The organism is Butyrivibrio sp. LB2008 (assembly GCF_000621565.1).
GTDB lineage: Bacteria > Bacillota > Clostridia > Lachnospirales > Lachnospiraceae > Butyrivibrio.
Window position 1 is genome coordinate 487887 of sequence record NZ_KK211305.1, and the last position, 26403, is coordinate 514289.

Below are 26403 nucleotides of genomic sequence, written 5' to 3' on the forward strand. Positions count from 1 at the left end.
TTGAAGAATGTTCCTTTTATGCTTAAGCCTGCTGCAAAGGATTACCTTTGGGGCGGCCAGAGGCTTAATGATGATTTTGAAAAAAATATTGATATGGATCCACTGGCAGAAACATGGGAATGCAGTACGCATCCGGATGGACCCAGTGTCGTGTCGGGCGGTGAGTTCGACGGAAAACTCCTTATTGATGTTTTAAAAGAGCATCCTGAATTTTTGGGTAAGCATTGTGAGGCACTTGGAGAACTTCCGATACTTATAAAATTTATTGATGCTAAGGCCGATCTTTCGGTGCAGGTTCATCCGAGCGATGATTATGCAAAGAAGTATGAGAACGGACAGCTTGGAAAGACAGAGATGTGGTATGTTCTTGATGCAATCAAGGATTCAAAACTTGTTTATGGTCTAAAGCATAATTGCAGTAAAGCGGTTATGAGGAAGGCTATAGAAAAGGGAGAACTTGAAAAGCATCTTCAGTATGTTCCGATAAAAAAGAATGATGTTTTCTTTATCGAAGCGGGAACAATCCATGCCATAGGTGCAGGGGCGCTGATCGCAGAGATACAGGAGAACAGCAATCTCACATATAGATTGTATGACTATGACCGTGTGGATAAGAATGGAAATAAGCGTGAACTTCATGTGGATAAGGCACTTGATGTTTCTAATCTAAATAGTATGGGCGAACCCAGACAGGCTATGAGGGTGCTTAAGTACAGACCGGGAGTTGCCGATGAGCTTCTTTGCAGGTGTAAGTATTTTGAAGTATACAGGATGCTTATTAATACCGAGAGAAGACAGAGAGTCACATACTGTTCGGACGAACTTTCATTCAGAGTTCTTTTGTGTTATGACGGCTGCGGAAATATCAGTTATCGCACAGAAGACGGCAGAAAAGAATACATAGACATATACAAAGGGGATTGCATCTTTGTACCGGCAAATTCTAAGGAACTTGTACTTAATGGTGTAATGGAACTTCTTGATGTTAGGTGTTGAGAGGATATTGGGGACGTGCCTGATATGTCATACGATTAGTGATGATTCCGGGGAAGTCTGGAAAAAATGGCAAAATATGGCGCCGGTCGTTTGAAACGATCGGCGCTGTGTTTAAATATTACTTTTGACTTTGTGCTTGGAACTCTGCTAGTTTTGCTTTTAGTTCGGCGATTTCTGCTTTGTCATTTGCAATTTCGGCATTTAATGAGATAATCTTTTCGCCTTGTTCAGCAATTTGTTTGTCTTGTTCAGCAATTTGTTTGTCTTGCTTAGCAAGCTGTTTGTCTTGTTCTGCAAGAATTGCTTTCTTTTCTTTAACTTCTTCCTCAAGCTGGTCCATCATATATTTAACAGTATTATCATCCAGAATCTTCAGTTCTTCAGAAAAAAACATAGTCATCATCCTTTCTGTGTTCCGGCATATGCCATAAAGGTCATGGTACATAGACTTGAAATCGGGATGTGTTTCTAACAGCTTTGAGATATATTTAGGTTCGTCACAGCCAAGGAAAGTCAGCCACGCATCCATATCACTTCTAATACCATTATTATGTAGATTTTCAAGGAAAATATCAACGGGAATAAATATAAAGTTTTGGAGCATATTCATCTTTAGGCCTGTATCCGATACAGTAGAAAATTTGTGAACAAAAACATCTTTGTATTCTTTGAATGCAGAAGGAGAGTTTTCAAGAAATACGATGGTGTATACAGGAGCGATATCCTTATATGAGAATTCTTTTTTACGTAGATCCCTGATGCGCTTGTATTGACGCAGCAGAAGATCTGCGGAGTAGCATGAAGCTCTTTCTCCTGTGAAGGCATAGCCAAGTTTTTGCACTTCGATGTTTGCAAGAGTTCCGTCTTCGAGCTCAACTACGATGTCGGTTATAACAAGGGAGGATTCATCTCCGATGCGGGTGTTGTCGTTAGTCAGCTGATATTTCACGGTGACTTTTCTTCCAAGTATTGTGCTTAGAAGCGAGGACAGACGCTCAGGAGCATACTCGGGATTGAGAATCTCTTTGAAGTAGCAATCATAAAGCATTTTTACGCCTTTGGAACCTGTGCAGATTGACAGAAACTCATTTTGATGTTTTTCCGGCCAATTGTTGAAGATTGCACGAAGCGTATCATTTGCATTGATTTCTTCAAGTATCTGCTCTTTGGTCTTGATCATTGGAAAAAATTTTGAAAGATTTGTTTGGTTACTTTTCATTTGATACCTCACTTATAGAATTTTTATAGATTTGGCGAATCGCCATGGCGTCGACATAGAATTGTCATTGAAAGACTGCCGACTTTATCCATGATAGCAGATAAATCTTAAGAAATACCGTCGAATTTTCTTAAGATTTCTTGTAGACAACAAATTTGTTTGATGAGGTGGCGGAGATTGATGGTACAATAATGCAAACGACATTACGTAAAGGCGGACGTGATTATTTGAGAAAACTCTTTGGATATTTAAAAGAATGTTGTATTACATTGCGAAAATGCCATATTGTAATTCCCGACATAATAGTGTATAACCATACTTATAAAAATTAAACAGACGGGAGCTTGTATTACAGGCTGAGAGGAAGGTGTGACCTTCGACCGAGAACCTGATTTGGATAATGCCAACGTAGGGATGCCTTGTAGAAAATGGGAGATTTATGCGGAAGCTTACTGAAACAGGAGCTTCCTTTTTTATTGAATAGGAAATTTCTCTGAAATTCCCTATTCAATAAAAACGCTCCGCTATGGATGCGACCGATGCGCAGAAGTATTATGCAAGCTAAAGCTTGCGCGCATCGGCGTGCAAAAAAATGGAAAACCTGTTGAAGCAGATGATGCTAAAGCACTATCGTGCATTGATTTCAGGCCCGTCAAAAGGAGATTGATATGAAGAATCAAAAAGTATTGCTAAAAATGGTTACGCTTGCGATGTTTGTCGCGCTTGGAGTTGTGATTTCTCCGATTCTAAGGGTTGAGGGAATGTGCCCGATGGCACATCTTATCAACATCACATGCGCTGTGTTTATGGGGCCTGTGTATGCCTTTACATGCGCGGTTCTGATCGGCGTGATCAGAATGGCGACTATGGGAATTCCACCGCTTGCGCTTACGGGAGCTGTGTTTGGCGCAACGCTTTCAGGAATCTTGTATAAGCTTTCAAAAGGCAAGATCATCGCAGCGGTTATCGGTGAGATCATCGGAACCGGAATTATCGGCGCAATCGTTTCGTATCCTGTTATGACCTATCTCTGGGGCAAAACAGGTCTTACACTTTTTTTCTACGTACCTTCATTTATCATGGGAACGCTGATAGGAGGAAGTATTGCATATCTTCTTCTGAAGAGACTTGCCGCTACAGGCATGCTCAGAAAGATACAGGACAGTCTGAACGGCAGTGATGAAGCTACAAGAGTAAAAAATCCCGTTGCAAAAGAAGATTCAAAAGATATCGGCGATAACAGCACCAATAAAGCTGTTTAAAAGACAAAAAGGTCACCTATATATGAAAAATATGATCTGCAAACAACTAAAAGAACAATCCCCCCTCATTCACTGCATCACAAACCCAATCTCGATAATGCAGTGTGCCAATGCTGTGCTCCTTCTTGGCGCAAGACCTATTATGGCAGAGCACCCCGATGAAGTTCGTGAGATCACAGCGAGTGCAAAAGCTCTTTTGCTCAACTTCGGGAACGTGACGAGAGACAGACTTGAGGCTATGGCAATATCCTATGACGAAGCCATGCAAAAAGAGCTGCCTGTTGTGATAGATGCGGTGGGCGTTGCATGCTCGGAGCTTCGAAGGACTATCGTAAAAAATATGATATGCATCAGCAAAAGAAACCCCAAAGCTACGATGCTCATAAAAGGCAACTACTCGGAAATAAGGGCTCTTTTTGATAACGACTACAAGTCGGCAGGCGTTGATGCAGATAAAAAGCTCACATTTGAAGAGACAATCAATATCGCAAAAAACCTTGCAAACAAGCATAACGTCATCGTTCTTGCAAGCGGCGAAAAAGACATAGTAACAGACGGCAGCAGGACAGCGGTTATTACGAACGGCACTGAGAAACTCGGCAGCATAACAGGGACGGGATGCATGCTCGGAGCAGTGTGTGCAAGTTTTTTTGCGACAGATGCAAGTATTGATTCAGTCGTGAGTGCGACGGCAGCTTTTGGGATAAGCGGCGAAAACGCAGAGGGAGATATGTTCCTGATGAGACTTTTTGACGCTGTTGCGAAGATAAATGATGACATCATTGAAGAAAGGAAGAAAGTTACATGGTACTAGACAGAAAGCAGCTCAAACTCTACCTTGTCACGGACAGTACGGATAAGAGCGACGAAGAGTTTCTGAAAGCTCTTGAGGAAGCGATAGAAGGCGGCGTTACCTTCGTCCAGATAAGGGAAAAAAATAAAACGACCGCGGAGTATATAAATCTGGTGAGCAAGGCTCTCGAGATTACGAGAAAGCACAACGTACCTCTTATTGTTGATGACAGAGTTGATGTCGTTCTTGCAACGGGCGCTGACGGAGTGCATGTCGGAAGAGAAGATATGCCTGTTGAGACAGCAAGAAAGATCTTGGGAAAAGATAAGATAGTAGGCGCAACTACCAAGACTGTAGAGCAGGCGCTTGCGGCATATAATGCAGGTGCGGATTACCTTGGCGTCGGCGCGATATATCCGACAACCACCAAGGTAAAAACAGTCCTTACATCCACAGATACTTTGAATGATATCTGCAACGCGGTACCGATTCCCGCAAATGCGATAGGCGGGCTTAATAAAGACAACCTTGGCGTACTGAAAGGTATTCCCATCGCTGGAATCTGCGTGGTTTCTGCAATTATGAAATCTGAGTCACCAAGGGAGGCGGCGCAGGGGCTGATCAAAGCGATTGATGAGCTTTGATTGCATAAATGAATTACAGGAGAGGTTTTCAATGAAAGTAGTTTTATCTATAGCAGGAAGTGACAGTAGCGGCGGAGCAGGAATACAGGCAGATCTTAAGACAATGACCGCGCACAAGGTTTACGGAATGACTGCGATCACGGCGCTCACAGCCCAAAATACAACAGGGGTTACAGGCATTATGGAGGCAAGTCCCGAGTTTCTCGGCGAGCAGATTGAAGCATGCCTTCGCGACATTCCGTGCGATGCGGCCAAGATTGGAATGCTTCCGTCGGCAGAGCAGGTTAAGGTTGTGCACGAGAAACTCACCAAGTATAAGGTAAAAAATCTTGTCGTAGATCCTGTGATGGTCGCAACTAGCGGCAGCAGTCTTATGAAGGATTCGACAGCCGAGGTTATGGCGAGACTTCTTTTTCCCATAAGCCGCGTTATAACGCCCAACATACCTGAAGCGCAGGCTCTTACGGGACTTAAGATAACAACGAGAAAAGATATGGAGAAAGCTGCGGAAGAGCTCGGTAATGAGAGCGGATGCGCGGTGCTTTTAAAGGGCGGTCACAGCGTGGAGGATGCGAGTGATGTCCTTTATGAAAACGGGAAACTCACATGGTTTGAGGGAAAAAGAATTGAGAGCAGCAACACGCACGGAACGGGATGCACGCTCTCAAGTGCGATAGCTTCCAATCTGGCACTTGGCGAAAGCCTTGAAGATGCTATACGAAATGCCAAAGCTTATATATCGGATGCAATCGCATCGGGACTTGATCTTGGCAAAGGCTCGGGCCCGCTGGATCACATGGTGAATTTGTGAATGTTGAAAAATTGCTGAAAACAGCAATTCTCTAAATGATGAATCAAAAAGTAAGCAGGAGGTTACATGGTCAAAATAAACGGGGAAGAATACCAATACGAAAACAAGCAGCTGACTGCGGTTCTTGAGGAACTTAATTACGACAAGACAAGGATCGCCGTTGAGATTAATGAAGAGATTGTTCCTAAGGTATGCTACGACGCAACTATTCTTAAGGACGGAGATACCGTGGAAGTTGTGAGCTTTGTCGGAGGTGGCTGATATGACACCTACAAGAGAAGAGTTCTATAACGCGCTCATAGAGCGGCACGGAGCAGATAATCAGAAGAAATTTGACAGTGCGACCGTGGCGATATGCGGACTTGGCGGGCTTGGATCCAATATTGCGATATGCCTTGCAAGAGCAGGTGTAGGAAAGCTGATCCTTATCGATTTTGACAAGGTTGATGTATCCAATCTTCACAGGCAGCAGTACAAGGCAGACCAGGTCGGTAGGCCGAAGCCTGATGCTCTTTCAGATAATTTAAATGAAATAAATCCGTATATAACTATTGAGACGCACAACACAAAAGTCACGGAAGAAAACGTCATCGAACTTACGAAGGAAGCGGATATAGTCTGCGAGGCATTCGATAAGGCAGAGAACAAAGCAATGCTTGTAAATGCGATACTTGAAAATGCTCCCGAGAAGTATCTTGTATCAAGTTCGGGAATGGCGGGCTTTGGAAGTGCCAATCTTATTAAGACTAAAAAGATCTCGAAAAGATTCTTTTTATCCGGAGATTCCGTAAGTGATGTAAACGACGGCATCGGGCTGATCTCTTCAAGAGTGATGGTATGTGCCGCGCACGAAGCACATATGGCACTTCGAATAATAATGGGTGAGGCAACGGTTTAACTAAATATTCAAGGATAGGAGAAGGAAAATGGCAGAAGACAAATTGGTTATTGGCGGAAAAGAATTTAATTCCCGTTTCATTCTCGGATCGGGGAAGTACTCGATGAAACTTATTGAGGCTGCAACCCGCGATGCGGGCGCTGAGATAATTACACTCGCAGTAAGGAGAACTAATACAAAGGATGAGGAGAACATTCTGGATTTTATTCCGAAGAATGTTACGCTCCTTCCAAATACGAGCGGAGCAAGAGATGCAAAAGAGGCAGTGCGTATAGCCAGACTTGCAAGAGAGCTTGGCTGCGGTGATTTTGTAAAGATTGAGATCATGCGCGATACGAAATATCTTTTGCCCGACAATTATGAAACTATCAAAGCGACGGAGACACTTGCAAAAGAAGGATTTGTGGTAATGCCTTACATGTACCCGGATCTTAATGTTGCGAGAGAACTTAAGGAAGTGGGAGCAGCGTCGATCATGCCGCTTGCTTCGCCTATAGGCTCAAATAAGGGACTTGCTACAAAAGAATTCATACAGATCCTTATTGATGAGATAGACCTGCCGATAATTGTTGACGCAGGAATCGGAAGACCTTCGCAGGCCTGCGAAGCAATGGAGATGGGAGCTGCTGCGATCATGGCGAACACAGCGCTTGCAACAGCCGGAAATCTGACACTTATGGCATCAGCTTTTAAAGATGCTATAGAAGCGGGAAGAAAAGCATATCTTGCCGGAGTGGGAAGAGTTCTGACAAGAGGCGCCAGCGCTTCCGACCCTCTTACGGGATTCTTGCACTAAGGAGGGCGAAATCGGAATGGAAAATCATTTTTTGATAGATTCGGATGAATTGTCTGAGGCGGGACTTGAGCGCAAGCACAGGATTGAGAACGATCCTTCGTTCAGGACGGATCACATGGCTTATCTGCCCGGAATGGACGTGATCGAATCCGATGTTTGCAAGAATGTAATGGAGCATTTTGAATCATACGATTACAGCAAGTATACGGCAAAAGATGTCAGAAGAGCTCTTGATAGCGAGAGATGTTCGATTGAAGATTTCAAGGCGCTTCTATCTCCCGCGGCGGAGCCTTTTCTTGAGCAGATGGCGGAGAAGGCACAGCGCGAGACTGGTAAACACTTTGGAAATACGGTATATCTTTTTACTCCGATATATATCGCGAATTATTGCGAAAATTACTGCGTTTACTGCGGATTCAACTGCTATAACAGGATAAAGAGAATGAAGCTTTCATACGAGCAGATTGAGCACGAGATGAAGGTGATTGCGGACAGCGGGATGGAGGAAATCCTGATTCTTACGGGAGAGAGTCCGGCCAATTCGGATATTGAGTATATCGGAGAGGCGTGCAAGATTGCAAGAAAGTACTTCCGAATGGTCGGTATAGAGATTTATCCCGTTAATGTCAAAGACTACAAGTATCTTCATGAGTGTGGCGTCGATTATGTCACTGTATTTCAGGAGACTTACGATACCGTCAAATATGAGCAGCTGCATCTTATGGGAAACAAGCGCGTTTGGCCGTATAGGTTCGATGCACAGGAGAGAGCGCTTATGGGCGGCATGCGAGGCGTAGCTTTTTCAGCACTTCTCGGGCTTTCTGATTTTAGGAAAGATGCGCTTGCTTCGGCGCTTCATGTATATTTTTTGCAAAAAAAATATCCTTACGCCGAGATGTCTCTGTCCTGTCCAAGGCTTCGTCCAATCATCAACAACGAGACCATAAATCCGCTTGATGTGGGCGAGAGGCAGCTTTGCCAGATACTGTGCGCATACAGGATATTCCTTCCGTTCTGCGGAATAACGGTTTCGTCGAGAGAAACGGCGGAGTTTAGAAACGGAATCGTGAAGATCGCGGCAACCAAGGTATCTGCAGGAGTATCGACAGGAATCGGCGACCACGAAGAGAAGTATTCGGGAAAAGAAAAAAGTGAACAATCCGGAGATGAGCAGTTTGAAATATCAGACGGACGTAGTCTACACAGAATGTACGAAGATATTGAAAGCGAAGGACTTCAGCCGGTTTACAACGACTACGTATATCTATGATATAGAATCGCGAGAATTTCGAAGAAACGGGACGATTCGAATATCAAACATGGCAAAACTTAGTTTATTACACCCTAAATATAAAAAATCAGAATAGGAGAAGGTTTTAATGAGAGAGTATTCAACACAGATGGAGGCGGCGCGCAAAGGAATCGTGACCAAGGAAATGGAGGCGGTTGCCAAAAAAGAGTATCGTGATACTGAGTTCATAAGAGCGCTTGTTGCGGAAGGAAAGATTGCGATTCCCGCAAATAAGAACCACAAATGTATCGATCCAGAGGGCGTTGGTTCAATGCTCAGAACCAAGATCAACGTAAACCTTGGTGTATCAAGAGATTGCAAAGATTATGATATCGAGATGGAAAAAGTTATGGCTGCGGTAAACATGGGAGCTGAGGCTATCATGGATCTTTCAAGCCACGGAAATACACAGCCTTTCAGAAAAAAGCTCACAGAGTCCTGCCCTGCAATGATAGGCACGGTTCCCGTATATGACAGTGTTATTCACTATCAGAGGGATCTTGCTGAGCTTACGGCAAAGGATTTCATCGATGTTGTAAGACTTCACGCAGAAGATGGCGTTGATTTCGTGACACTCCACTGCGGAATTACAAGAAAGACAATAGAGCAGATCAAGAAGCACAAGAGAAAGATGAATATTGTATCAAGAGGAGGTTCACTTGTATTTGCATGGATGTGCATGACAGGAAATGAGAATCCTTTTTATGAGTACTATGATGAAATCCTTGAGATCTGCAGAGAGTATGATGTTACAATATCACTCGGTGACGCCTGCAGACCGGGATGCCTTGCGGATGCGAGCGATGTCTGTCAGATAGAGGAACTTGTAAGACTTGGCGAGCTCACAAAGAGAGCTTGGGAAAAAGATGTTCAGGTAATGGTCGAAGGTCCCGGACATATGCCGATGGATCAGATTGAAGCCAATATGAAGATTCAGAATACAATCTGCATGGGAGCTCCTTTCTATGTACTCGGACCCCTTGTTACTGATATTGCACCCGGATACGATCACATCACATCCGCGATCGGCGGAGCTATCGCGGCAGCTTCAGGTGCTGCGTTCCTTTGCTACGTTACACCCGCTGAGCATCTTGCACTTCCAAATGTCGATGACGTTAAGCAGGGAATCATCGCTTCCAAGATCGCAGCTCACGCAGCTGATATTGCCAAGAAGATTCCTCATGCCATGGATCGTGATAATGCTATGGGTGATGCCAGAAGAGTTCTTGACTGGGATAAGCAGTGGGAGTGCGCGCTCGATCCCGAGACAGCCAAGAAAATCCGCGATGACAGATCTCCCGAGTATGACGATACATGCTCGATGTGCGGTAAGTTCTGCGCTGTCCGCAGCATGAACAAGGCTCTCAACGGTGAATATATCGATATTTTGGGATAAAAACTGAAAAGTATAGAAGCATGGCAAAATATATCAAGAAAAAAGATTAATTTTGCCATGTTTTATTTGCGAAAAAATGTGATATGATAATATTCATCAACAAAACTGAGATATTTTAATTAAAAAATGATAAAAAATATCAAGAAATCAAGGAGCAGTTAAATAATGGATAATTATCAGAAGTATCAGTGTCAGTACTATATGCCTCCTAAGGCAACATATAATTGGGTAACCAAGGATCATATCGAAACTCCGCCCATTTGGTGCAGTGTTGACTTAAGAGACGGAAACCAGGCGCTTATCGAACCTATGAGTCTTGAGGAGAAACTTGAATTTTTCACAATGCTTGTTGATCTCGGATTTAAGGAGATTGAGATCGGTTTCCCTGCAGCTTCTGTTACAGAATATGAATTTGCAAGAACTTTGATTGAGAGAAATATGATCCCTGATGATGTTACGGTTCAGGTTCTCACACAGGCAAGAGAGCATATCATCAAGAGAACATTTGAGGCTGTAAAAGGGGCACCCAGAGCTATCATCCATCTTTACAACTCAACTTCGGTAGCACAGCGTGAGCAGGTGTTCAGAAAAGATAAAGAAGAGGTCAAGAAGATCGCTATAGAAGGAGCAAAGCTTTTAAATAAGCTCGCAAAAGAGACTGAAGGAAACTTCTCTTTTGAATATTCACCTGAAAGCTTTCCCGGAACAGAGGTTGATTATGCTGTTGAAGTATGTAACGCCGTTCTTGATGTATGGAAGCCTACCAAAGATAACAAGGTAATAATCAATATTCCTACAACTGTTGAGAATGCAATGCCTCACGTATTTGCAACTCAGGTTGAATATATTCACAATTCACTTAAGTATCGTGATGCGGTAACACTTTCTCTTCACCCTCACAACGACAGAGGAACAGGTATCGGTGATGCAGAGCTTGGATGTCTTGCGGGTGCTGACAGAATCGAGGGAACTCTTTTCGGAAACGGTGAGAGAACAGGTAACGTTGATATCGTTACACTTGCTCTTAACATGTACTCACACGGTGTTGATCCCGGACTTGATTTTTCACACCTTCCTCAGGTTGGTGAGACTTACGAGAAACTTACAAGAATGCGCATATATGAGAGACAGCCTTATGCAGGACAGCTTGTCTTTACAGCATTTTCAGGTTCACACCAGGATGCGATCTCAAAGGGATTCAGCTGGCATGAACTTAAGAAGGACAACGGCATCTGGTCGGTTCCGTATCTTCCCATCGATCCCAAGGATATCGGAAGAGAGTATGACGGAGATGTTATCAGAATCAACAGCCAGTCAGGAAAAGGTGGCGTAAGCTATATTCTTAAGAATAATTATGGTATGATGGTTCCCAGAGAAATGCAGGAAGATGTCAGCTACACTATCAAAGACATTTCCGACAGAGAACATGCGGAGCTCTCTCCCATGCGTATCTATCAGATTTTTGAGGACAAGTACGTTCACAACAATCATGTATTTAAGATTGACGAATGTCACTTCAAGCAGAAAGAGGGAATACTTGCAGAAGTCAAGATAGATCATCTTGACGCACAGCAGGTTGTTGAGGCAAATGGAAACGGACGTCTCGACGCTGTAAGTAATGCCATCAAGCAGTACTTCGGAATAAAATATGAGCTTTCAACATATGAAGAGCATGCTCTTTCAAGAGGTTCTTCTTCAAAGGCCTGCACATATGTCGGAATTACCGTTGAAGGTAATAAGTACTGGGGAGTTGGAATTGACGAGGATATCATCAAGTCTTCAATAAATGCTCTTGTTGTTGCCGTTAACCAGCTTGATGCGGTTAAGAACAACAAGGATGTGAGAGATGTGAGAATCAATGCGATCATGAATTATATTCAGGAGAACTACCTCACTATCACACTTGACGACTTGTCCAAGCAGTTCTTCCTTTCAAAACCTTATCTGTCCAAGTTTATCAAGGAAAAGTCCGGAATGACTTTCGGTGAGAATGTAAAGCAGATCAGACTTAACAAGGCAAGTACTCTTTTGCGAAACGGAAATATGAAGGTCGAGAAAGTAGCTGAGGCATCGGGATATCAGAACGTTGAGCATTTCAACCGTCTCTTCAAAGAGAGATACGGCATGACTCCCGTTCAGTATCGCTGCAGCGAAAAATAACAGATCGGATCAAGGTATAAAAAGTGATAAACATAAGGAAGAGCGGTAGACTAAAACATAACAAAATAGCAAGAAGAATTGCGGCATTGGTCGCCGCCTGTTCCTGTGTTTTGGTATCGGGATGCGGATCATCCGATAAACCTGTCAAAATAGTATTTACCACAGGCTTTGCCGATGATGAAGTGTTCAGAATAGAGGATTCGGTGTGCACTCTCAAGGAGGCAAAGGCATATCTTGTAAATACTCAGGATGGATATGAAGAGTGCTTCGGAAAAGAGATATGGGAGCGCGAAGCCGGAAGCGAAACTGTAGAGGACAGGCTAAAAGACTCGGTTCTTGCCAAGATCGCACAGATAAAAGCGATGGATATCCTCGCGGCGCAAAAAGGTATATCTCTTGAAGAGGATGAACTCAAAAAAGTATCGGAAGCGGCTACTGAGTATTATTCCACACTTTCTGAGGCAGATATTGCCGCTATGGATGGAATAACAGAGGGAGACATCGAGGGAATCTACAAAGATCAGGCTCTTGCCGGCAAGCTTTATGACTTTATAATCAAGGATATCAATCCCGAGATCAGCGATGATGAAGCAAGAATGATAACGGTTGAGCAGATCGTGATAAAAACATATTCACTTGACGCGAGTGGGAATAAAGTTGATTTTGATGACACTGCGAAGGCTTCAGCGAAAGTAAAAGCTGACAGTATTTATTCCAAGATTGCCGAAGGCGCCGATTTCGAGGAACTCATGTTGCAATACAACGAGGCAGAGGAGTCTGAACTTTCTTTCGGAAAGGGCGGAGCCGAAGCAGCTTACGAAGATGTGGCATTTAGTCTCGGCGGAGATGAAGTCAGCAGAGTCTTTGAGACAAGCGAAGGATATACAATAATCAAATGCACCAGCAAATTTAATCTTGAGGAAACAGAAGCAAGGAAGGTTAAGATTGTTGATGAGAGAAAACGTGAAGTATTTGGCGAACAGTATGACAGCTTTGTTGCAACTTTGAACAAGCAGCTCAATGAGAAACTCTGGAACAGCATAGCTATCGAGAGCGATGAGGGAGTTACAACGAAAGGACTCATGGAAGTCTATCACAAATACTTTCCGAATAATTGATAATTTAATATGATGGCAAAAATGACGTATGATTTTTACTTTGGTGAAGATTATACGTCATTTTTTGTCTGCTTTTGACAAAATGGAAGCGCTACCATTGGCATAATGCACAAATAAAGCAAGAAAAATCTTAGATTTATGGTCAAGAAGTAAAAAAAGTGCTTAATGAAGTAAAAAAAGTATATTCAGAATATCCACTTAATCGTTTATATTATTATCAGTAGTATCAAAATTGCATCGAGGTGACGGTAAGCATGAAGAGATTAAAAAAGACTTTGATTATATTCGCTTTGATTATGGCAATGCTTATCCCGGTCGGATGTGGTGAGAAAAAGACTGAATCTTGGGCATATGATTATGAAACTAACGAAGAGATACTTGCTCTTTATGATAACGGTAAAGCGGTTTTTAACGGCGAGACTTATACATATGTGAAGGATGATGACAGCATCACTCTCACGGATAAGGATGGTAATTCGGTAGAACACAGATACTACATGGACAGTGATAAGATGGTATTTTACATAGCGTCTGTCTATGATTATAAAGGGGATGGGGCCCCTGAGGGAATTGTTGGGAATTGGGAGAGCGGAAGGAATATCTTCAGATTCACATCTGAACCTTCACTGGAATTCAGTGAAGAAGATATCTTTTACGGCCACTATTCTGTGGATAAAGATAATTCCAGCATAAAACTTATGTATTCAGATCCTATACCGGACGTAACCCTATATTATTCACTTGATGGTAACAAGCTTACTATTGACTATCCATGGCCTTTGGTGAAGACACAGAAGGAGGATACGAGTAAGAAAGAGGAAGGTACAGAGTAATCGAAACGCATGGTGCGTTTGCGATATAAATGGCAGCATTGCTGCCGAAAAACCATTATTAAGAAGGAGAGGTATGAAATGGAGAAGAAGCGTTTAGTTTCAATGTTATTGGCGGGTGTGATGACACTTTCTCTTGTTGGATGTGGTGACACTGCAGCGCCTGCAGAAACAGGCGACAACGGTGGCGCTGAAGCAACAGAAGCAGGAGCAGATGCAGGAGCTGCAGATGCAAGTGCAGCAGATGCCGGTGCAGCATCAGAGGGACCTATTTCGCTCAAGATGTGGTGTATTGCTACAGAGAGTGACTCAAACCGTCATTCTTATGAGGCAGCTATCGAAGATATGAAGACTGCATATCCCGATATCACATTCGAGTGGGAAGCATTCGAGAACCAGTCTTACAAGACAAAGATTAAAGCTGCTGTATCAGCTAATGAAATGCCTGACATTTTCTTTACATGGTCATGTGCATTCCTTGGCGATTTCGTAGCTGCTGACAAGGTATATTGCCTTGATGAAGCGTATGAGAAGTATAAGAGTGAGCTTCCTGAAGTTATGCTTGGAAACTCAACATATGACGGCAAGCACTACGGTGTGCCGCTTACAATGAACATCGTTGGTCTTTTCGCTAACATGGACCTTTTGAAAGAGGCTGGTTATGAAGAGATTCCCGGAACTTATGACGAGTTCATTAAGTGCTGCGATGCTCTTAAGGCTAAGAAAATCATTCCTTTCGGATGTGCCGGAAAAGAGACATGGTGTGTAACAGAGTATCTTGAGTCTGTAATCGAGAAGAGCGCAGGCGCTGACACTCTTAACGATATCTTCCTTGGAAAAGCAACATGGAACAATCCTGATGTAGGAAGTGCTGTTGATACATTCCAGAAGCTTGTCAAAGACGGATATTTTGATCCTTCAGGTGTAGGTCTTACAAATGACGAAGTTAAGAACAACTTCATCGCAGGAAAATATGCGTTCTACATGAACGGAACATGGAACTGCGCAGACTTCGCAAACAATGCAGAGTTCTTCCCTAAGGTAAAAGTTGGTGAGTTCCCTGTAATCAATTCTGACAAGTCTAAGCTTGGTCAGCTTATCGGTGGTCCTTCAGATACACTTGCTGTTTCTGCTTCATCACCTAACGCTGCAAGAGCTGCTGATTATGCATTCGAGCTTGGTAAGCTTATCTGCCACTATGGATATCTTGATGGATGCGGACTTCCTGCATGGACACCTTACGGTGACACAAGTGCTGTAAATCCTCTTACACAGACAGTTGCTGAGATCGTTGCAAATGCTGATTCAATGGTACTCTTCGGAGATACAGCTATGGCAGCAGACGATGCTAATACATATCTTTCATATGTAGATCAGGTTTACGGATGCCAGGTAGACGGAACACAGTTCATCGAAGGTCTTGCTAAGGATATTCGCTAATCTGAAAGTTGGTTTTACAAATCTAAATTGATTTTATTTTCGGTCCTTCCTGTGCTTCCAATGGGAAGCGCAGGGAAGGATCGTATTTTGTTGGAAGGTTATTTTGTATGGAAAGAGATAAGAGTGTGAAAAATCAGAAGACAAAGAAGGAATTTCAAAAGGGCTTGGCAGTCTTTTTGTTTTTGCTTCCAGGTTTACTTTTATTCGTTAGTATTTTAATTGCTCCCATCGCGGTTTCCTTATATAGAAGTTTATTTGACTGGGATGGGTTTTCAGAGGGGACATTCATAGGTTTAGCCAATTATGGAGAGTTATTTACCAATGGATCGATCAAATTCATGATCTCATTGAAGAACTCATTGATATTGGCACTATTTTCAGTATTTATACAGTTACCGATAGCGCTTTTACTTGCGCTTATACTTGGAAGAAAGCCCAAGGGAGAACGTTTTTACCTTACAGTTTTCTTTATGCCCGTGCTTATTTCAACGGTAGTTATCGGTCAGCTTTGGCTCAAGATTTACAATCCTGACTACGGTCTTTTGAACAGATTCCTTGATGCGGTTCGTTTGGGAGACTGGAAGCACGTTTGGGTAGGTGATGTTAAGACAGCGCTTGGAAGTATCATTGTTCCTACAATCTGGCAGTATATTGGATATCATATGCTCCTTATGTATGCCGGAGTTAAGGGCGTTTCACCGGATCTGAGAGAAGCCGCAATGATTGATGGTGCGACTAAGTGGCAGACTGACAGATTCATTGTTATCCCGATCATTAAACCAATTATCAGGGTAAGTGTTATTTTCGCAGTAACCGGTTCACTCAAGTCATACGACCTTGTTCGTATCTTGACTGATGGAGGTCCGTATCAGTTAACAGAAGTTCCGAGTACATTGCTCGAAAACATGATGTTCTTGAGAAACAGGTATGGAATGGGAAGTACGATTTCTGTAATGCTTATTGCTCTGTGCTTCGCATTTGCTTTATTGATAAGTGCTGCATTTAAGGAAAAGGATAATTAATGATGGTAGGAAAGAAAAAAACTTTTATATATATTCTTTTGGTTATCTGGTCGATAATCAATTTATTCCCGATATATTTCATGTTTACTTTCTCTCTTAAGGGGAATGACGAGATATTCGGAGCAAACATTATAGGACTCCCTCAGCATTGGCTGTGGTCCAACTATGAATCAGCTGTAAAAACAGGTAATATGGCGAGGTATTTCTTTAACAGCTTACTTGTTACAGTTGTTTCAATCGGTATTTCAATTATTGCCGCTATGATGGCAACATATGCACTTACACGTATTAAGTGGAGATTAAGTAAGCTTGCAACAGCATTCTTTATGCTTGGACTTACTATTCCTCTTCAGGCTTCAATCGTTCCTGTATACGTAGTGCTTTCAAAGCTTCACTGGCTCAATAAGTATTCAACACTTATTGTTCCTTATTCAGCTTTTACACTTTCAATGTCAATTCTTATTTGCACAGGATTTATGGTAGATATTCCGTATGATCTTGATGAAGCTGCAAGAATTGACGGATGTAGTCTTTATGGAACATTCTTTAAGATTATCATGCCTCTTATGAAGCCTGCGCTTTCAACAGTTGGTATCTATGCATACCTTCAGTGCTGGAATGAGTTCATGTTTGCAAACGTATTCATTTCAGATTCAAAGCACAGAACATTGCCTGTAGGTATTAAGGAATTGTCAGGTGCATATACAACTGATTGGGGCCCAATCGGCGCTGCTCTTGTAATTGCTACATTCCCGACACTTATTGCTTATGTATTCCTTAGCAGAAAGATTCAGGACAGCTTCATCGCAGGTGCGGTTAAGGGTTGATCAAAATTTAATATTGTTTTATGTAAGGCTCGGCAGAGATGCTGAGCCTTTTTTGCGAATAATCACAAAAAATGTTATCTTTTTATAGAGTGTATTTTGTTAAGAACTATATTTCTTTGGGCGTGAAAATGAAAATAAATCAGGTTGGGGACAAAAATAAAAAAAATACGCTTTCCTCTAGTTTCAGAAGTACGATACTTGGGATTGTCATAATTGTTTTGGTGTCGTTTCTCATCTCTACTTATGTCATTACTGAGAAAGAGCGAAAGGCGTATGCAATACGAGAGTCGGAAAGTGTGCTAAAAGCCCTTTCCAATAATATCCGTTCAGATATAAAAAACTACATGGATATTTCCAGACTTATTATTACGGAAAAAAGACTTGTGACCTTCCTTAAAGCAAGTGAGGAAGCGATAGATGATAACATGTCAAATGATGCCAGATACGGGATAATGGATATCTTGAACGCCGCAGAAGGTGTGGACTCCGTTATGGCATTTAGGGAAGACATGAGGATGGTGTCTACCAACAGGATTTCTTACAGATACGATTCAGATGTTATGATGTCTGATTCCTGGAAAGACAATATCTATTCAAGTGAAGGAAGAGCCTGCGTTGAACTGAATTGTAACGGAGTTGCAAGGAGGGTTGACGACAAAACCATAGTTACGATCGAGCGAGCAATAAATGATACCAACAGTCAGAAACGTATCGGAATAATGATGATGAACATTTCGGCAAATGTTTTTCAGGAAATGCTCAATCAGCTTAGATATGACAATGTTTGTATCGTTGGATCGGACGGAAGTTATATTGCCGGGAATAAGACATATATACGCTATTATACTCCCGAATTTGAAACACCCGGTATCAGAAATAAGAATATAAAGATAGACAATAAGCGTGTTCTTATATCGGGGTGCCGTGTCGATAATTATCCAATCGTAATTATGAGGATATCCAAATATGGAACTGAAGGTATTCCGTACGGAATTCTTTATGTGCTTATGGTTCTTTTGCTTGTATTTGTTGTTATGGCGGTTCATATGGGATTCTTCATCAAGAATGACATAACGGACCCGATCTACAAACTTTCGGAATCAATGGAAAAGAATAAGAAGACCGGCGATCTTAAAACTATTGATGTAGAGATGCCTTCAAGTGAGCTCGAGATGCTTAAGGAGGATTATAATAATCTTATCGATCACGTCAACGAGCTTATCGCAACATTGATTGAAAAAGAGAAAACTCTTCAGCGAGCTGAGATGAGAGTGCTGCAGGAACAGATAAAGCCTCACTTTTTGTACAATTCGCTTGAAACGATAGGCTTTCTTGCATTGGATGCGGGAGCGGATAAGGTTCATGATTCTCTTGAAACACTCGGAAGTTTTTACAGAAACTTTTTGAGTAAAGGTGACAGGGTGATACCTCTTTCGAGAGAAGTGCAGATAGTTAAGGATTATCTTTCTCTTCAGAAGCTCAGATACGGAGATATTTTTGAAGATGAGTATGATATAGATGATGCTACGAATAAGTTCATTGTTCCCAAACTGATTCTTCAGCCGCTCGTTGAGAATAGTATATATCACGGGATCAGGATGAAAGGCGAGAAGGGAATAATAAGGATAAGTACAAAGCTTAAAGACGGTGAGCTTCATTTGACTGTACGCGATACAGGTGTAGGAATGACACGGGAACAGATAGATAAAATTTTACATTCGGACAGAAGCTTTACGACGGGTGAAATGGAGGGAGAGAGTTTCGGACTATGGGGAACCATAGAAAGAATAAAGATTTATTGCGGAAGCAATGATGTTGTCAGGATTGACAGCGAGGTTGGGGAATACACAGAGATAGAGTTTATAATTTCTGATCAAATGGCAATAAGGGGCGTAGGTGATGGACAGAAAGTATAGGGTTATGATAATTGATGACGAGGAGTCGGCTCGTAAGCTGATGCGTGCGGCGATAAACTGGGGTGAGCTTGACATGGAAGTCGTAGGCGAGGCTGCAAGCGGAATTGAGGCAATAAATGTTATTGACGATCTAAAGCCGGACATAGCTTTTGTCGATATTTCAATGCCGTTCATGGACGGGATAGAGTTTACTCAGACTGCGACAGACAGATATCCGAATCTTGTCATAATAATAATGACAGCGATAAATCAATTTGAATATGCAAGGAGATGTGTCAGCCTTCCTGTTTTTGACTATATGCTCAAACCTATGGTCAGAACTGAGATCACAAAAGTTCTGGAGAGGGCAAAAAAGATGCTGGATGAATCAAATGATTCTTGGGAAGAATTAAAGTCTGAATCAACCGGAGCATCTTCAGAAGAAAGCAATACAACGGAGCTGATCAAAAAGTATGTAGAGGAAAACTTCGCAGATTCCAAGCTTAATCTTGCTTATATAGCACAGCATTTTGGTTTCAGTGCCAGCTATCTTTCAAGAAAATTCAAGCAGGAGACCGGGATCAACTTTATAGAATATCTTACAAATCTTAGAATGAAGAAAGCGATGAATATTGCCCGCACTAACGTTAAGATGTATCAGGCTGCCGCTGAAGTCGGTATTCCCGATCCCAATTATTTCAGCCGATGCTTTAAGAAATATGCGGGAATGAGCTACTCAGAGTACGTTGCATCCAAATATGAATGAACTAAGTGCATCGTTCGCTCCGCCTTCGAGGACTATTACAATCGATTTAGTGTTAGCACTCACGTTTGGTGAGTGCTAATTTTTTATTGACTTTTGCATTGGTGCGAATTAAACTTTTATTTGTACGGAGATGACAGCAACATGTGACTCTGACCGTACATATTACTGAAATGATGCAAAGGAGTGAGAGTTATGGCTTCAAAAAAAGGTAATCTTTCAATCAATAGCGAGAACATGTTTCCGATTATTAAGAAGTGGCTTTATTCGGATCATGATATTTTTTACAGGGAAGTAATATCAAATGCCTGTGATGCGGTGACAAAGATCCGCAAGATGGATATGATGGGTGAGTATGAGCTTCCGGAAGGCTTTAAGCCCCGTGTTGACGTGGTACTCAATGATAAAGAGAAGACTATTAAAATTACTGATAACGGAATCGGTATGACAGCTGAGGAAGTTGAAGAGTATATCAATCAGGTGGCTTTTTCGGGAGCAACTGATTTCCTTAATAAGTATAAAGATAAAGCTAATGCGGATCAGATCATAGGACATTTCGGTCTTGGCTTCTATTCAACATTTATGGTATCTGATTCTGTTGATATTGATACTCTTTCATATAAGTCCGATGCGGCATCTGTTCACTGGACATGCGACGGCGGTTCTGACTTTGAGATGTCTGACGGAGATAAGAAAGAGGTTGGAACAACAATTACATTACACCTTTCCGAGGACTGCCTTGAGTTCTGCAATGAGTACAAGGCAAGAGGGGTTATCGAGAAGTACTGTTCATTCATGCCTTATGACATTTACCTTTCAAGAGAGAATGAGGAAGGCACCGAGACGATAAAGGCAAGCGAGAAGCTTGATTCTGATGTCGTTATAGAAGAAGTTCATCCCGAGAAGAAAGAGGGAGAGGACAAAGAGCCTGAGCTTGAGTATAAGATCAAGAGAAGACCTCAGCTTCTTAACGACACACATCCTCTCTGGGCTAAGACTCCAAAGGATTGTACAGATGATGAGTATCGTGAATTCTACAGAAAGGTATTCCGTGATTATAAGGAGCCTCTTTTCTGGATTCACCTCAACATGGATTATCCTTTCAACTTAAAGGGAATCCTTTACTTCCCCAAGATCAACATGGAGTTTGAGTCAATTGAGGGAACAATCAAGCTTTACAACAATCAGGTATTTATCGCTGACAATATCAAGGAAGTTATCCCGGAGTACCTTATGCTCTTAAAGGGTGTTATCGATTGTCCCGATCTTCCTTTGAACGTTTCAAGAAGTGCGCTTCAGAATGACGGATTTGTAAAGAAAATCTCGGAGTACATCAGCAAGAAGGTTGCTGAAAAGCTTGCCGGACTCTGCAAGACAGATAAAGAAAACTATGACAAATACTGGGATGACATCAGTCCCTTCATCAAATATGGTTGCCTTAAGGATGACAAGTTCTGCGAGAAGATGAATGATTACATCCTCTTTAAGAACCTTGACGGCAAGTATCTCACACTTCCCGAAGCTCTTCAGATCAACAAAGAGGCTGAGGACGAGGCTAAGAAAGAGGAAGCTGTGGATGAAAACGGAAATAAGGTTGAAGCAGAAGTTGTTGACGATAAGTCCGAAGACAAGAAAGATGAGAAAGAGGAAAAAGAGCCTCGTATTATCTATTACGTAACGGATGAACAGCAGCAGAGCCAGTACATCAAGATGTTCAAGGCTCAGAAGATGGAAGCTTTCGTAATGAAGCACAACATCGATACTCCTTTCATGCAGCAGCTTGAGAGCAAGAATGAGGGAATCAGCTTTAAGAGAATCGATGCCGATCTCACTGATACATTTAAGAGTAAGACATCCAAGAAAGCAGCAAAAGAGCTTGAAGAGAAGGAAAAAGAGATTTCCGAGAAGCTCAAGAAGGCTCTTAAGAATGACAAGCTCGTTGTTAAGCTCGAAAAGCTCAAGGATAAGAAAGTATCTTCAATGCTTACTGTTTCTGAGGAATCAAGACGTATGGCCGATATGATGAAGATGTATGCACTCAACGGAATGTCCATGGGTGACTTTGGTACAGAAGGTCAGACACTTATACTTAATGCAAATCATCCTCTTGTACAGTATGTCATGGAGAACGATGATGAAAAGAATACATCGATGATCTGTGAACAGCTCTATGATCTTGCAAGGATCCAGAATGCACCTCTTGATGCGGATGCAATGTCCAGGTTCGTCGAAAGAAGCAATGAGATCATGATGATCCTTGCTAAATGATAAGGTTGGTGGTTTAAGTTTTGCCGTATTCCCGGATCTTTATTCCAAGAATACGGGGGTATAATGGGGATTACATATGAAAAGAATTCGCAACTGCAGGATAGGTAACATTCTTCTGAAAATATTTCTGATCAGTACGTTTGCTTTTGCTTGTTACTATATCAGGGATCTTTTTCAAAGTCCGTTTGGCTTTAGTGGTTTTCGTGAGAATTCTGCGATGTTTGTTGTAAGGGTACTCCTTATCGTCATCGTTGAGTCCATACTTTTCTGGACCGGAATAATTCTGGTCTATATTAACTGCAAACAGCTTGGCGTCAAATGGAGAGCACTCGGTATCTTTTTTGGAATGGTTCCGATACTTAATCTGATCATGCTCGGTAAGATCATAAAGACTGCCGATGATGAGATTAAATTTGAATCAAAGAAGTTCAAGCTTAATCTTGAGAGAAAAAATGACAAGATATGCAAGACCAAGTATCCAATCCTGATGGTTCACGGCGTGTTCTTCAGAGATTTTGAACATCTTAATTACTGGGGAAGAGTGCCGCAGGAACTTATAGATAACGGTGCTACAATATTCTACGGCGAGCATAACAGTGCCGCTACTGTCGAAAAGAGCGGTGAAGAGCTTGCAAGGAGAATCAAAGAGATTAAGGCGCAGACAGGATGCGAGAAGGTAAATGTAATCGCGCATTCAAAGGGCGGTCTTGATATGAGATATGCCATATCAAAGTGCGGAGCATACGAAGATGTGGCATCACTTACAACAATCAATACGCCTCACAGAGGATGCGAATTTGCCGATTATCTTCTTGAGAAGATTCCCGAGAAACAGCAGCTTACTGTTGCAAGGGCTTACAATGCGGGTGCTGCCACATTCGGCGATGTGAATCCCGATTTCATCGGCGCTGTCACAGATCTTACTCATAAAGCATGCGAGAAGCGCAACGAGGAAGTCCTCGACAGAGAAGAAGTTTACTATCAGTCCGTTGGTTCAATACAGACAAGACCTCTTGCGGGAAGATTTCCGCTTAATATGTCATATCTTTTGGTTAAATATTTTGACGGAAGGAATGACGGACTTGTGGGAGAAAAGTCATTCCCTTGGGGAAGCGATTTCAAGATGCTTGAGCCTCACGGAAAAAGAGGAATATCTCACGGTGATATGATAGATCTTAATCGTGAGAATATTAAGGATTTTGATGTCAGGGAATTCTATGTAAATCTCGTAAACGACCTTAGAATAAAAGGTTTTTAAAAAACATAATTATGGAAATGCTGAATTATTCAGTGTTTCAGCGATATTAAAAAGCGGACTTTGCGATATAAGTCCGCTTTTTGGCGTAAAGCGGCTATTCATAAGCGTGAAAACGGAATATAATGGTATTGGTATTTTGAAAAACGATATATATAGTTGGTGGGAAAATTACTTTTTTTATTTGATAGGAAATTCCTATCAAATAAAAAACGCTCCGCTATGTATGCGACCGATGCGCAGAAGTATTATGCAAGCTAAAGCTTGCGCGCATCGGCGCGCAAAGAGTTGCAAAGCAACTCTTTGTTCTTAATCATGCTTCAACACGGGAGGAGAGGAAAGTATGAAGAAAAAAGCAGTGGTTCTATTGCTCACACTGATGATGACTGCGGGGGCAGTGGTTGGATGTGGAGATGCAAGTACTTCTATAGGAAAGGGTTTTTCAGGGGATTCCGGTGAAGATGCCGGAGATGATGTGCAGGTCGTAACGGTGTGGAGCGACAACGCACATGAACAATCTATCAGAGATGCGCAGGTTGAGGAATTCAACAATACCATCGGTAAACAGGAAGGTATAAAGATTGAGTACACAGTGTACGGATCGGATTACGCAGATGTAATAAATGTTGCACTTATGGCAAATGACGGTCCGGATCTTTTCAGACCTTCATCCAATACTTTCGCTAAATATGTGAGCGCAGGATATGCGGTTCCCATATCGGATCTTGAGGGCAGTGACTCGCTGCTTTCTCTCTATGATAAAGACGAACTTCTTGTCGGAGATCAGATTTTTGATGATAAAGTTTATACATTACCTTACAGCCTTCAGTCTTATAAGATGATCGTTAACAAGGATCTTTTTGACGGAGCGGGGATAAAGGTGGCTCCAAAGACATGGAATGAGGTCCGCGAAGATGCAAAGAAGATAACTGAAGCATCAAACGGAAATGCGTATGGCTATTTCCTGGCACTTCAGAGCGGATGGACTCTGGATCATTATATTTACAGTGTGGCTTCAGCTTCTTTGGGACATTACGGCTACGACGCTGTAAGCGGAACTTACAGATATTCGGACGGACTTCCGATTATCCAAAATATCATGGGGATGATCGAGGACGGAAGCGTTTTTCCGGGATATGAAAATATGGATGCCGATACCGCAAGAGCACAGTTTGCGGCAGGAAAAGTCGGTATAGTTATGGCTGCTAGTTTTGATGTTGCCGTATATACGGATCAGTTTCCTGCAACATGTAACTGGGTTGTCTGTGATCCTCCGTCAATAGACGGTTCCGGATATGATTATAAAGAGATGGTAACACCGGTAGATCTTCTGGCAGTTGCAAAGAAATCTTTGGAAGCCAAAGATACATCGAAGATTGCACGCGTTCTTGAGTGGTTCTATTCTGACGCAAATCTGGTTGAGATGTATGAGCAGGGAATGTATCTTCCTTACAGAAAAGAGGTTCTTGATCTTGCATCGGATTCGGAAGTAAAGGGCTGGGAAGAGTTTGCAACTTTCAAAGACGGCCAGTTCATTGTACGAATGGCCGATCCCAAAGGCGTAATATCTTATGAAGGCCTTTCCGCCAGGGAGACTCTTGCCAAGCTTTTATCCGGAGGATATTCGGAAGATGCGGCTACCGTACTTCATGACTTGGACGCACGGCTTAATGCCGGTCTGTCTGCGCTTGACGATGCTACTTTGAATGAGTATGTGGCGCCTTCGGGCTACAAGGTTGAAAGAGATTAAGAATATGATGGCAAAAGGGGATAAAGTACTGCGGAAGCGTATGACAGGCGATAATGCCCAGGCGATTCTCATGATAGCGCCGTTTTTTATCGGATTTATATTATTTAGTTATGTTCCCATTGTCTATATTTTGAGATATGCATTTACGGATTACGGCGGCTTTGGCGCATGTAAGATTACCGGAATTGCTAATTTTGTCAGGATCGTAAAAAGAGATCCCGATTTCTGGCAGTCTCTTATAAATGCTTTTTTGCTTGCAGCGGGCAAACTTGCTGTTGAGATTCCGCTCGCACTTGCGCTTGCGGTGCTTCTTAACAGGAAAATGCGTGGGATGAACTTTTTCAGAGTTACATTCTTTTTGCCGGCAGTGATTTCCGCTGTAATAATAGGGCTTATATTCTCACTTTTGTTTGCTTCTCATAACGGGATGATAAATGGAATGTTGCAAAGCGTGGGAGTGATCGCAAAACCTATCAACTGGTTCGGGACTAAATGGAAGGCGATGTTTATTTTGGGAATAGCTTCTGTATGGCAGAACTACGGAATAAACATGATCTTTTTCCTGATGGCGCTTCAGAGTATTCCGCAGGAGTTATATGATTGTGCGAGTATTGACGGAGCTACCGGAATAAAGGGATTCTTTTACGTGATATTTCCTGTGATCGCGCCGGTTTTCCAGTCGATTCTTTTGGTTGCGATCGTCGGAAGCCTGAAAATATGCGATCTTGTAATATCATGTACAAACGGCCAGCCCGGAGGAACGACGGAAGTGGTAATGACTTATATCTATAAGTCATTTTTCGGAAAGTCGGGAAGGAATATCGAAGTAGGCTATGCATCTTCGATGTCTCTTGTAACCGCTGTATTTCTCTGTATGGTCACGGTTATCTATCTAAAGACCACAAAGAGATTAAAAAATCTTGTATAAAAGAATATTGATCAAAAAAGGCGTTTCCCAAAAAGGAGAAA

23 protein-coding genes and 1 riboswitch are annotated in these 26403 nt (G+C 42.2%); of the genes, 22 read left to right on the top strand and 1 reads right to left on the bottom strand.

Annotated elements, in window-relative coordinates; translation table 11 throughout:
• Positions 1-996 carry a type I phosphomannose isomerase catalytic subunit gene (locus tag T356_RS0112175; protein WP_026514719.1) on the top strand — a complete coding sequence of 332 codons (996 nt, stop codon included), beginning with the start codon at positions 1-3 and terminating at the stop codon, positions 994-996.
• Positions 997-1114: 118 nt separating this feature from the next.
• On the opposite strand, the gene T356_RS0112180 is transcribed toward T356_RS0112175, so the two are convergent.
• Positions 1115-2176, bottom strand: a complete 1062-nt coding sequence (locus tag T356_RS0112180) for a PD-(D/E)XK nuclease family transposase (RefSeq protein WP_242846606.1) — start codon at positions 2174-2176, stop codon at positions 1115-1117.
• Positions 2177-2544: 368 nt separating this feature from the next.
• A riboswitch (TPP riboswitch) is annotated at positions 2545-2647 on the top strand.
• Positions 2648-2883: 236 nt separating this feature from the next.
• Between T356_RS0112180 and thiW the strand changes: the two genes are divergently transcribed.
• The 21 genes from thiW (at position 2884) to T356_RS0112285 (ending at position 26362) form a co-directional block, all read left to right on the top strand.
• On the top strand, positions 2884-3477 hold the full coding sequence (gene thiW, locus T356_RS19365) for an energy coupling factor transporter S component ThiW (RefSeq protein ID WP_051563408.1): 594 nt from the start codon (positions 2884-2886) through the stop codon (positions 3475-3477).
• 22 nt (positions 3478-3499) lie between these two features.
• Positions 3500-4291 (top strand): hydroxyethylthiazole kinase, encoded by a 792-nt coding sequence (thiM, locus tag T356_RS0112190; RefSeq protein ID WP_026514721.1) that lies wholly within the window; start codon positions 3500-3502, stop codon positions 4289-4291.
• Positions 4282-4914 carry a thiamine phosphate synthase gene (thiE, locus tag T356_RS0112195; protein ID WP_026514722.1) on the top strand — a complete coding sequence of 211 codons (633 nt, stop codon included), beginning with the start codon at positions 4282-4284 and terminating at the stop codon, positions 4912-4914. The genes thiM and thiE overlap by 10 nt, the downstream gene beginning before the upstream one ends.
• Before the next feature lie 31 nt (positions 4915-4945).
• On the top strand, positions 4946-5725 hold the full coding sequence (gene thiD, locus T356_RS0112200; RefSeq protein WP_026514723.1) for a bifunctional hydroxymethylpyrimidine kinase/phosphomethylpyrimidine kinase: 780 nt from the start codon (positions 4946-4948) through the stop codon (positions 5723-5725).
• 66 nt (positions 5726-5791) lie between these two features.
• Positions 5792-5986 (top strand): sulfur carrier protein ThiS, encoded by a 195-nt coding sequence (gene thiS, locus T356_RS0112205; RefSeq protein WP_026514724.1) that lies wholly within the window; start codon positions 5792-5794, stop codon positions 5984-5986.
• Between the two features lies 1 nt (position 5987).
• Positions 5988-6623, top strand: a complete 636-nt coding sequence (gene thiF / locus T356_RS0112210) for a thiamine biosynthesis protein ThiF (RefSeq protein ID WP_026514725.1) — start codon at positions 5988-5990, stop codon at positions 6621-6623.
• A 28-nt stretch (positions 6624-6651) separates the two neighbouring features.
• Positions 6652-7419, top strand: coding sequence for a thiazole synthase (locus T356_RS0112215; RefSeq protein WP_026514726.1), 768 nt, complete (start codon positions 6652-6654; stop codon positions 7417-7419).
• Between the two features lie 16 nt (positions 7420-7435).
• A complete protein-coding gene (gene thiH / locus T356_RS0112220) occupies positions 7436-8689 on the top strand; it encodes a 2-iminoacetate synthase ThiH (protein WP_026514727.1) in 1254 nt (417 codons plus the stop codon).
• A 109-nt stretch (positions 8690-8798) separates the two neighbouring features.
• Complete coding sequence (thiC, locus tag T356_RS0112225; protein ID WP_026514728.1) at positions 8799-10106, top strand: phosphomethylpyrimidine synthase ThiC; 1308 nt, start codon at positions 8799-8801, stop codon at positions 10104-10106.
• Positions 10107-10271: 165 nt separating this feature from the next.
• Entirely contained in the window at positions 10272-12266 is a 1995-nt protein-coding gene (locus T356_RS0112230) for a 2-isopropylmalate synthase (protein WP_026514729.1), read from the top strand.
• Between the two features lie 23 nt (positions 12267-12289).
• Entirely contained in the window at positions 12290-13384 is a 1095-nt protein-coding gene (locus tag T356_RS0112235; RefSeq protein ID WP_026514730.1) for a peptidylprolyl isomerase, read from the top strand.
• 254 nt (positions 13385-13638) lie between these two features.
• Positions 13639-14217 carry a hypothetical protein gene (locus T356_RS0112240; RefSeq protein WP_026514731.1) on the top strand — a complete coding sequence of 193 codons (579 nt, stop codon included), beginning with the start codon at positions 13639-13641 and terminating at the stop codon, positions 14215-14217.
• A gap of 78 nt (positions 14218-14295) precedes the next feature.
• Positions 14296-15654, top strand: a complete 1359-nt coding sequence (locus T356_RS0112245) for an ABC transporter substrate-binding protein (protein ID WP_026514732.1) — start codon at positions 14296-14298, stop codon at positions 15652-15654.
• A gap of 107 nt (positions 15655-15761) precedes the next feature.
• Positions 15762-16676 (top strand): carbohydrate ABC transporter permease, encoded by a 915-nt coding sequence (locus T356_RS0112250; protein ID WP_051563410.1) that lies wholly within the window; start codon positions 15762-15764, stop codon positions 16674-16676.
• Positions 16676-17503, top strand: coding sequence for a carbohydrate ABC transporter permease (locus T356_RS0112255; protein WP_026514734.1), 828 nt, complete (start codon positions 16676-16678; stop codon positions 17501-17503). Before T356_RS0112250 ends, T356_RS0112255 begins: the two co-directional genes overlap by 1 nt.
• A gap of 128 nt (positions 17504-17631) precedes the next feature.
• Positions 17632-19419, top strand: a complete 1788-nt coding sequence (locus T356_RS20485; protein WP_197020910.1) for a cache domain-containing sensor histidine kinase — start codon at positions 17632-17634, stop codon at positions 19417-19419.
• Complete coding sequence (locus T356_RS0112265) at positions 19403-20164, top strand: response regulator transcription factor (protein WP_026514735.1); 762 nt, start codon at positions 19403-19405, stop codon at positions 20162-20164. The genes T356_RS20485 and T356_RS0112265 overlap by 17 nt, the downstream gene beginning before the upstream one ends.
• Positions 20165-20356: 192 nt before the next feature.
• A complete protein-coding gene (gene htpG / locus T356_RS0112270; RefSeq protein ID WP_026514736.1) occupies positions 20357-22429 on the top strand; it encodes a molecular chaperone HtpG in 2073 nt (690 codons plus the stop codon).
• 76 nt (positions 22430-22505) lie between these two features.
• Positions 22506-23687 (top strand): esterase/lipase family protein, encoded by a 1182-nt coding sequence (locus tag T356_RS0112275; protein WP_026514737.1) that lies wholly within the window; start codon positions 22506-22508, stop codon positions 23685-23687.
• 340 nt (positions 23688-24027) lie between these two features.
• Positions 24028-25434, top strand: coding sequence for an ABC transporter substrate-binding protein (locus T356_RS0112280; protein WP_026514738.1), 1407 nt, complete (start codon positions 24028-24030; stop codon positions 25432-25434).
• Between the two features lie 4 nt (positions 25435-25438).
• Positions 25439-26362: a carbohydrate ABC transporter permease gene (locus T356_RS0112285; RefSeq protein ID WP_051563412.1), complete on the top strand. Its 924-nt coding sequence runs from the start codon at positions 25439-25441 to the stop codon at positions 26360-26362.
• Positions 26363-26403: the final 41 nt, after the last annotated feature.

What these genes read in the sequence shown, in the direction of transcription:
- T356_RS0112180 (WP_242846606.1), bottom strand. Translation starts at nt 2,176, where the DNA reads ATGATCAAGACCAAAGAGCAGATACTTGAAGAAATCAATGCAAATGAT.
- thiW (WP_051563408.1), top strand. Translation starts at nt 2,884, where the DNA reads ATGAAGAATCAAAAAGTATTGCTAAAAATGGTTACGCTTGCGATGTTT.
- thiM (WP_026514721.1), top strand. Translation starts at nt 3,500, where the DNA reads ATGAAAAATATGATCTGCAAACAACTAAAAGAACAATCCCCCCTCATT.
- thiE (WP_026514722.1), top strand. Translation starts at nt 4,282, where the DNA reads ATGGTACTAGACAGAAAGCAGCTCAAACTCTACCTTGTCACGGACAGT.
- thiD (WP_026514723.1), top strand. Translation starts at nt 4,946, where the DNA reads ATGAAAGTAGTTTTATCTATAGCAGGAAGTGACAGTAGCGGCGGAGCA.
- thiS (WP_026514724.1), top strand. Translation starts at nt 5,792, where the DNA reads ATGGTCAAAATAAACGGGGAAGAATACCAATACGAAAACAAGCAGCTG.
- thiF (WP_026514725.1), top strand. Translation starts at nt 5,988, where the DNA reads ATGACACCTACAAGAGAAGAGTTCTATAACGCGCTCATAGAGCGGCAC.
- T356_RS0112215 (WP_026514726.1), top strand. Translation starts at nt 6,652, where the DNA reads ATGGCAGAAGACAAATTGGTTATTGGCGGAAAAGAATTTAATTCCCGT.
- thiH (WP_026514727.1), top strand. Translation starts at nt 7,436, where the DNA reads ATGGAAAATCATTTTTTGATAGATTCGGATGAATTGTCTGAGGCGGGA.
- thiC (WP_026514728.1), top strand. Translation starts at nt 8,799, where the DNA reads ATGAGAGAGTATTCAACACAGATGGAGGCGGCGCGCAAAGGAATCGTG.
- T356_RS0112230 (WP_026514729.1), top strand. Translation starts at nt 10,272, where the DNA reads ATGGATAATTATCAGAAGTATCAGTGTCAGTACTATATGCCTCCTAAG.
- T356_RS0112240 (WP_026514731.1), top strand. Translation starts at nt 13,639, where the DNA reads ATGAAGAGATTAAAAAAGACTTTGATTATATTCGCTTTGATTATGGCA.
- T356_RS0112245 (WP_026514732.1), top strand. Translation starts at nt 14,296, where the DNA reads ATGGAGAAGAAGCGTTTAGTTTCAATGTTATTGGCGGGTGTGATGACA.
- T356_RS0112250 (WP_051563410.1), top strand. Translation starts at nt 15,762, where the DNA reads ATGGAAAGAGATAAGAGTGTGAAAAATCAGAAGACAAAGAAGGAATTT.
- T356_RS0112255 (WP_026514734.1), top strand. Translation starts at nt 16,676, where the DNA reads ATGATGGTAGGAAAGAAAAAAACTTTTATATATATTCTTTTGGTTATC.
- T356_RS20485 (WP_197020910.1), top strand. Translation starts at nt 17,632, where the DNA reads ATGAAAATAAATCAGGTTGGGGACAAAAATAAAAAAAATACGCTTTCC.
- T356_RS0112265 (WP_026514735.1), top strand. Translation starts at nt 19,403, where the DNA reads ATGGACAGAAAGTATAGGGTTATGATAATTGATGACGAGGAGTCGGCT.
- htpG (WP_026514736.1), top strand. Translation starts at nt 20,357, where the DNA reads ATGGCTTCAAAAAAAGGTAATCTTTCAATCAATAGCGAGAACATGTTT.
- T356_RS0112275 (WP_026514737.1), top strand. Translation starts at nt 22,506, where the DNA reads ATGAAAAGAATTCGCAACTGCAGGATAGGTAACATTCTTCTGAAAATA.
- T356_RS0112280 (WP_026514738.1), top strand. Translation starts at nt 24,028, where the DNA reads ATGAAGAAAAAAGCAGTGGTTCTATTGCTCACACTGATGATGACTGCG.
- T356_RS0112285 (WP_051563412.1), top strand. Translation starts at nt 25,439, where the DNA reads ATGATGGCAAAAGGGGATAAAGTACTGCGGAAGCGTATGACAGGCGAT.